The sequence below is a fragment of the Bartonella sp. AC158YNML genome (assembly GCF_042196725.1).
Lineage (GTDB): Bacteria > Pseudomonadota > Alphaproteobacteria > Rhizobiales > Rhizobiaceae > Bartonella.
Genome location: NZ_JBHIQU010000080.1, coordinates 1 through 919, shown reverse-complemented (window position 1 = coordinate 919; position 919 = coordinate 1). Strand labels below are relative to the sequence as shown.

Here is a 919-nt window from a genome sequence, read left to right as displayed (position 1 = left end):
TAATCAAAAACTTGTGCATTTCCAGAAATTTGTGCATTCCCATAAACACGGGCATCATCATAAACTTTGGCATTACCGTAAACTTTTGCATTGCCAAAAATCCAACAGTCTCTCTTATGGCTTAAGTTGCTCTCTTTTTCTATAAAACCGCCTAGGTCACCTTTTTTGACATATCCAAAGTCTCTCAGTGCACGAATACGGTAAAGCGTATGTCCATATTCATTGGTCGTTTTATCAGTTAATTCGTATTTTTTTTCCATGGTTTATTGCCTCATGCCCGTTGTGATGATTTTATCATTGATGATCTCTGCGTTTCCATGAATAAATGCATCACCACAGATTTTGGCATTTCCCCCAACTTTTGCTCTGATGGAAATCAATGGACTGTCATAGATTTTAGCATTTCCATAAATTTCAGCTTTTCCACTAATAAATGCACCACCGGAAACTTGTGCATTTTCGTAGATTTGTGCACTGGCAAAAACACGAGCATGTCCAAAAATCTGCGCATTACCAAAAATATTAGTTTCTCCGGTAACAGATGCACTACCAAAAACACATGCATTTTCGTAAATATCAGCAATGTTATAAATATAAGCATCACCATAAACCTTGGCTTTGTCATAAACTCTTGCATAACCATCTACACGAGCATTCCCATAAACATGTGCATCATCAAAAACCTTGGCATAACCATAGACTTTTGCATCATCACCTACCCAGCAATTGCCATCATGACTTAGATTGTCTTCTTTCTCGATATAGCCTCCTAGGTTGCCTTTCTCGACATCACCAAAGTTTCTTAAAGCACGTATACGGTGAAGGATTTTGCCATCAACATTGATTGTTTCATCAGTCATTTCGTATTTTTTTTCCATGGTTTGTTTCCTTTAATGCATGCTTTGTCGTTTAATTTCTT

The 919-nt window shown here is 37.1% G+C and carries 1 protein-coding gene and 1 pseudogene; both read right to left on the bottom strand.

Annotated features, from left to right (window positions below; genetic code table 11):
* Window positions 1–260 (bottom strand): annotated as a pseudogene (locus tag ACFIM1_RS09335) (hypothetical protein); the annotation flags it as partial.
* Window positions 261–263: 3 nt separating this feature from the next.
* Complete coding sequence (locus tag ACFIM1_RS09330) at window positions 264–878, bottom strand: hypothetical protein (protein WP_375614209.1); 615 nt, start codon at window positions 876–878, stop codon at window positions 264–266.
* Between the last annotated feature and the right edge of the window lie 41 nt (window positions 879–919).

Bases quoted from the DNA above. Each gene is read 5' to 3' on its own strand.
- ACFIM1_RS09330 (WP_375614209.1), bottom strand. From the start codon at position 878: ATGGAAAAAAAATACGAAATGACTGATGAAACAATCAATGTTGATGGC.